The 6,072-nt window shown below is 60.9% G+C and carries 4 protein-coding genes; 2 read left to right on the top strand and 2 right to left on the bottom strand.

The genetic code is table 11. The features are described 5' to 3' along the window. Nucleotides 1-870 (top strand): TauD/TfdA dioxygenase family protein, encoded by an 870-nt coding sequence (locus tag AO065_RS21680; RefSeq protein WP_004882867.1) that lies wholly within the window; start codon nt 1-3, stop codon nt 868-870. A 142-nt stretch (nt 871-1,012) separates the two neighbouring features. Here AO065_RS21680 and AO065_RS21675 read toward each other — a convergent pair whose 3' ends face one another. Further along, on the bottom strand, nt 1,013-1,555 hold the full coding sequence (locus tag AO065_RS21675; protein ID WP_004882866.1) for a GNAT family N-acetyltransferase: 543 nt from the start codon (nt 1,553-1,555) through the stop codon (nt 1,013-1,015). Nucleotides 1,556-1,771: 216 nt separating this feature from the next. Here AO065_RS21675 and AO065_RS21670 point away from each other — a divergent pair, with 216 nt between their 5' ends. After that, the gene (locus AO065_RS21670; RefSeq protein WP_004882865.1) at nt 1,772-2,743 is read left to right on the top strand and encodes an alpha/beta hydrolase; all 972 of its coding nucleotides are present in this window, start codon (nt 1,772-1,774) and stop codon (nt 2,741-2,743) included. 67 nt (nt 2,744-2,810) lie between these two features. Here AO065_RS21670 and AO065_RS21665 read toward each other — a convergent pair whose 3' ends face one another. Then, nucleotides 2,811-5,810 carry a type III effector HrpK domain-containing protein gene (locus AO065_RS21665; protein WP_004882864.1) on the bottom strand — a complete coding sequence of 1,000 codons (3,000 nt, stop codon included), beginning with the start codon at nt 5,808-5,810 and terminating at the stop codon, nt 2,811-2,813. Between the last annotated feature and the right edge of the window lie 262 nt (nt 5,811-6,072).

The following is a 6,072-nucleotide window of genomic DNA, read 5'->3' as shown; positions in this document are numbered from 1 at the left end:
ATGGATCAACTGGCACTCAAGGCCATCGAGCGCATCGCGGGCGCGCCACGTGCGCCGTACCACAGCATCGGTATCGACAGGCTGACGCCTGTCATTGGTGCCGAGATCAGTGGCGTGGACCTGTCACAGCCGTTGAACGACGAGCAACTCGACGAAATCCGCCGGGCGCTTCTGGAGAACCACGTGCTGGTGTTTCGTGACCAGCACCTGAGCGTGGAGCAGCACAAGGCGTTCGGTCGACTGTTCGGTGAACTGCGAGCGTTACCGGTGGACAGCATCGATGGTGATGACCCGGAACTGGTGGTGGTCCGCGCCAACGCCCAGTCACGTTTCGTCGCGGGTGAAACCTGGCACACCGACGGCACCGCAGACCTTGAGCCTTCGATGGGCTCGATGCTCTACATCAAGGAAACCCCGGCCATCGGCACGGGCGGCGACACCCTGTTTGCCAACATGCACCTGGCGATCGACATGCTGTCCCCGGCCATGCAGCAGTTCCTCGGTGGCTTGACCGCCATTCACGATGGCGAGATTCCTTGGAAGGGCTTCACACCGCCCGAAGGCCTGCCCAAAAGCGAACACCCGGTCGTGGTTCGCCACCCGGAAACCGGCAGGCCGACGCTGTTCGTCAACTCGGGTTTCACCTCGCACATCGTGCAATTGTCAGGCAGTGAAAGTCAGACGCTGCTGAACATGCTCTTCGATCTGGTGGCCCGCGAACCGATCCTCAGCTGCCGAGTCCGCTGGGCACCCAACACCCTCGTGTTCTGGGACAACCGCTCTACGCAGCACCACGCAGTCTGGGACTACTTTCCCCATTCACGCTACGGCGAGCGCGTTACGATCCTGGGAACGCGGCCGAGGGCGTGAGCGTCAACCAGTGTTGCTGCCGGTTCCCGGCAGATCGCCGGCAAGCCGCCTCCCACAGTCCGGTGTTTTTCTATCAAACACCGGACTTCTCAAGAAACGCTGAACTCTGTTTCTGCCCGGAGGGCGTGGGAGCTCTCGGAGGTTACGACGGCAGCGATGGGCTGCGCAGCGGCCCCAACTGCAACCCGTACACAAGATCATCAAACCACTGCTCACCAATCTGATACGCCTGTGGCACGCGACGCTCGAAAGTGAAGCCGCATTTCTCCTGCAGCTTGCAGGACGCGATGTTGCCATCGGTCACGGTTGCCTCCAGCGAGTCCAGCCCGATGGCGGCGGCGTAGTCGATGACGGCGCGCCAGGACTCGGTGCCGTAACCCCGGCCCTGATGCTCCGGCAACAACAGACCACCGATTTCGGCATGTCCCGGCGACAGGATACGAAAGCCGCTCACGCCCAGCTCCTGCGCGCTCTGCCTGTCGATCACCACCAGACACAGCCAGTGATCCGACTGCGGCGTCCATGCAGGCAATCGATGATCGAAGCCTCTGCGAATCATCTCTTCGCCGATGTCTCCGAACACATACTGCATGGTCTGCGGTTCACGGTGCAGCCTGAAAAACAGCGGCCAGTCCGCTTCGACCAGTGTCCGCAGGTACAGCCGTTCGGTGTTCAACTCCAGCATCCGGTGCTCCTTGCACGTTCAGAAAGGCACAGGGTTTTTTACCCGGCGCTGCCGCATTGATCAATCAATGAATACGTACATCAGCCCTTAACAATGCCCGAGGCAACATCGCATCGTCATTTCATGCAATGAACGCTGCCGCGACGCGCGACTCTATTCATGACTGCACCACATCATTCATCACGGCGACGATCGGCCTGACAGGAGCGCAAACAGTTGGATAACAGACAGTCCATGTCTTTCAGCGAGCAGGAGCGTGCCGAGGCTCGCCAGCTAAACAGGAAGCTCGCCCGCTTTCCGCGTTTCAAGATACGCAACCGCGTCATGCCCGTGCTGATTCAGTCTCTGTTGCGCGTCAGCCAGATTGGCGGCGGGGGCAAGCTCACTCGACACGGACTGCAGGCCGAAAAGAAAATCGTCAGCAGCAACGGTGTCCCCGTGTCTGTGCGCATCATCAGGCCCAAGGGCCAGCCAAAAGGCGTCGTGCTCGACTTTCATGGCGGCGGCTGGGTGATCGGCAATGCGCAGATGAACGATGACCTCAACGTCGCGATGGTCAACGAATGCGAGGTGGCCGTGGTGTCGGTCGATTACCGGCTCGCCGTGTCCACGCCCGTTGAAGGGGTGATGGAAGACTGTTTCTCGGCCGCGTGCTGGCTGCTGGGAGACAGCTGCCCTGAGTTCGCGGGCCTGCCGGTGATCGTCGTCGGTGAATCTGCCGGTGGCCACCTCGCGGCCACGACCTTGCTGAAACTGAAAGAAAAGCCCGAGCTGCTGCAACGCATCAAAGGCGCGCTGCTGTACTACGGCGTCTACGACCTCACCGGAACCCCCAGCGTGCGCAACGCCGGGCCTGAAACCCTCGTTCTCGACGGCCCAGGAATGGTCGAGGCCCTGCGCCTGCTCACGCCTGGCCTGACCGACGAACAGCGCCAGCAACCCACGCTGTCGCCCTTGTATGGCGATCTTTCCGGCATGCCGCCTGCGCTGATGTTCGTCGGCGACATCGATCCGTTGCTGGACGACACCCTGCAAATGGCCGAGCGCTGGAAAACCGTGGCGGAGGTTGAGATGCACCGGCTGCCGGACTTGCCGCACGGGTTCGTTCACTTCCCGACGGCGATGTCGGGGAGGGTGCTGGCACGCAGTCGAGAGTGGCTGAGCGGGATGATCAAGCGCGAGACCTGATCCACGCACCCGGCGAGACCGGGCACGAGGATCAGCGCAGATCACGGGGCTTGCACCCCGTGTTGCCTCAGGACGCGACGGTGGAGTCTTCACCGCCCGGCCAGTCCTTGATCGGAATGTCGTCGATGGTGCCATCCTTCACACCGTCGATGGCATAGCGTCTGATGCTGTCGCCCAGCACCTGCGCGAAGTCATCGGCCTTGGCCTGTTGCTGTCCTTCCCTGACCAGCCCCGGAATGATCGCCCCCAGAACCGCCACGCCGCCAGCCAGGAAACCCAGCGTACCCGCTGCGGCAGCCAGCGCCGGGATGAAGCGGGGCAGGTTAGCGCCCAGCAGGCCCAGTGTGCCCTCAAGGGCCGAGGCTGAACCGGAAAGCACGCCCAGAGACCCGGCAGTCACGCCAAAGCCGCCAGTCAGGTTGTCGCCTCGGCGGATCGCGTTCACGCCATCGAAAATCCCGTAGGCACCCGCCGCGATATTGGCCAGACCGCCCAGGCCTTTGGCTGCTTCTTCATACTGCTTGGAGACAGCGATCGCGTTCTTGCTGTCCTTGATGTTGTCCTTGAGCTTATCGAGCTGTTCCTGAGAAAGGTTGTCAGGGTTACCCGTCAGGGTCTTTTCCCTTTGCTTGATCGCTTCGTTCATCGAGACCTGATAAGCCTTCGTACCGCCCTCGGTGAACAGCGTGGCGGCCTGCACCGAGCCGGTGGTGATGTCGACGATGTTGCGATCCGTGAGCTTACCCGAGCCCTGTGCGCCCCGTGCGATGGTCATGCCCGCCATGAACAGACCGCTGACCCCGTGAAGCACGCCGCTGCCATAGGCACCTTTGGCGTCGCCGCCGGTGTCGAACTTGGTCAGCATGTCCATCTTGTCCAGTGCCTTGGTGCCCTGGCGGAACATGTCCCAGTTACCCCTGAAGCCCGACAGCACCTGATCGGTCGTCGCGACAGTGCCATCCTTGTTCAGCAGCAATTCCGGGGATTCCTGGCGCATCTGGTCGATCAGCTTGCGGACCTTGTCCTCGTCAAGGTCCTTGCCGCCGTCCTTGCCGAAGGCTTTTTGCATGTCTTCGAAGGTGGCGTCCTTGAAGAGGTTTTCCTGGGATATCGTCGAGAAATTGTCGTTGAGCTGCTTGTCGAACTCACCGGTAAAGGTCGGGTCCAGCGTGGCGTTGTAGAGCGCGACTTCCATGCTGAACGCACTGGCAGCCGCTTCCGGTGCGTTGGTCTTGAGCAATTCGCGCAGACGCTCGCCGGACGCCAGAGAATCCTTGTAATAGGTCTGCAGGGCTTCGCTGTGAGAAGACTTGCCCACGCCAGCCTGGATCTCGGCAGCGTTATTGATGCCCAGCATCCCTTGGAAGCTTTGAGCGGTCGCGTAGAACTGGGTCAGCGCGGCGGTCTGATCGGTCTTGCCATCCTTGGTGTTCGCCTCCCACGCCTTGTCCAGCGCCTTGCCGGACTTGATCTCATCTTCGTAGGTTTTGCTGACCGCATCCTTCAGGCCCGGACTGGCCTCGAACAGGTCCTTCATGCCCTTAGCACTGCTGTCCTGAAGAAACGCTGCGGTGTCGGGATCGTTCTGCAGAATGGCGATGTGGTCGCCGATATCCTTGAGCAGCTTTTCCGGTTCCCAGATAGCGCCCGACCCATTGGCGATTGCAACCTTGCCATAATCGTCGCCCCACATGCCGGCGTTGGCGCCGTCCACCACCAGCTTCTGGGACTTTTGCAAATCCAGCAGCACCGCGACCTTTTCCTCGGCCGTGTAGTGTTCAGGGTGCTCAAACACGTCTTTGCCCAGCTTGCTGGTGTCCACGTTGCTGGTCAGGTTCCCGGAGACCACTCTGGACAGCAGGCTGCTCAACGTCATGGCGTCCACCGGAGCGCCACTTTTCAGGAAGGCCTGAAGATCGCCGCTGCTGACCTTGCCGTCGGCCGACTTCGCCAGATTGCCGCTGGCCGTGTCGAGCAGCTTGAAGGCGCCGGGCTGCGACCAGAAGCTCAAGGCGTCCTTCTCCAGGCCGCCCAGCTGCGGGTTGCTGTCTTTGTAGTCCTTGATGTTCTGAGCGGTGAGGGTGCCGTCGGCGCCAGTCTTGCCACGGATCGAGTCGTACATCTGCTCCAGAATCGCCGTGTATTGCGCGATCTGTTTGGAGCCCTCATCGGCGTTCTTGTTGGTTTCAACGTAGGTTTTATACCCGGCGATATCCTGACTGGCCTGCGCCTTGGGCAGGGACGAGAAACCGTACTTGCCGAAGTCCTGCAGACGTCCGGCTTCGGTGCCGTGTTTGGCTTCGCCGCCTTTGGTGAAGCCATTGATGCGTGTGTCGGCCACATCCTTGCCGGTCAGCGGTTTGCCACCCTCGTCGTAGCCAACAACACGATCCATCACCTGACCCGCACGGAAAGCCGCGTCGGGATCGTTTTCGAAGTCGCCCACTTGTTCCTTGAGCATGTCCTTCACGCCGCTCTGGTTACCCAGGTTCTTGAGCAGCGGATTGTCGTCAATGATGTCCTGAGCCGAACGAGTATCGCCCTCCGGCCGTACCCACTGAATGCCCGCCGCTTCGGCCTGCTCCCGCGCCGCACTGCTGTCACCGGCGCTGTCCACATGCTTGAGCTCGCCCTTGAGATTCTCCCAGCCGTACTTGCCGAAATCCTGCAAACGACCGGCTTCGGTGCCGTGCTTGGCGTCACCGCCCTTGGTGAACCCATCGACCCGGCCGTTGCCGTCATTGCCATTCACAATGCGCACGCCGTCCTCGTTCAGCAACTCCACATGATCCAGCACCTGAACGGCGCGATACGCCGCGTCGCGGTCGTGCTCGAAGTCACCGACACGCTCCTTGAGCTTGTCCTTCACGCCACTCTGATTGCCCAGATTCTTCAGCAGCGGGCTGGCGTCGATAATCTCTTGGGCAGATCGCTTGTCATCGCCGGGCAGCTCCCACTCGATGCCCGCGTCTTTGGCCTTGGCGCGGTCAACCGAGTTGCTCCACTGACTCTGCGAATTGGATTCCGCCGTGCGGTTCTTGGATATGTTTTCTACGGAAACGGACATGTGCAGGCTCCTTGGTAATAAACCCCGCCAGCACAGCGCCCTGTGAAAGCGACGCCGAGCACTGACCGGCTGACTGGCAGGGTAGAAAGGGGTAAGGCTCGAACAGATCCGAGGGTAGGGAGCGCACATGAGGTGGATGTGACATGGGCTGTGAAATGTTGTGAATTTACATAAGGGTGGGAAGGGGACTGTCGACTGGTCAAGGTGGTTTGACGAGTGCTTCTGTTACCCGATGATGGGTTTTTGAAGAGGAGCATCGGTT

The organism is Pseudomonas viridiflava, from assembly GCF_001642795.1.
Classification (GTDB): Bacteria; Pseudomonadota; Gammaproteobacteria; order Pseudomonadales; family Pseudomonadaceae; genus Aquipseudomonas; species Aquipseudomonas viridiflava.
This window is presented reverse-complemented; position numbering and strand designations above follow the sequence as displayed.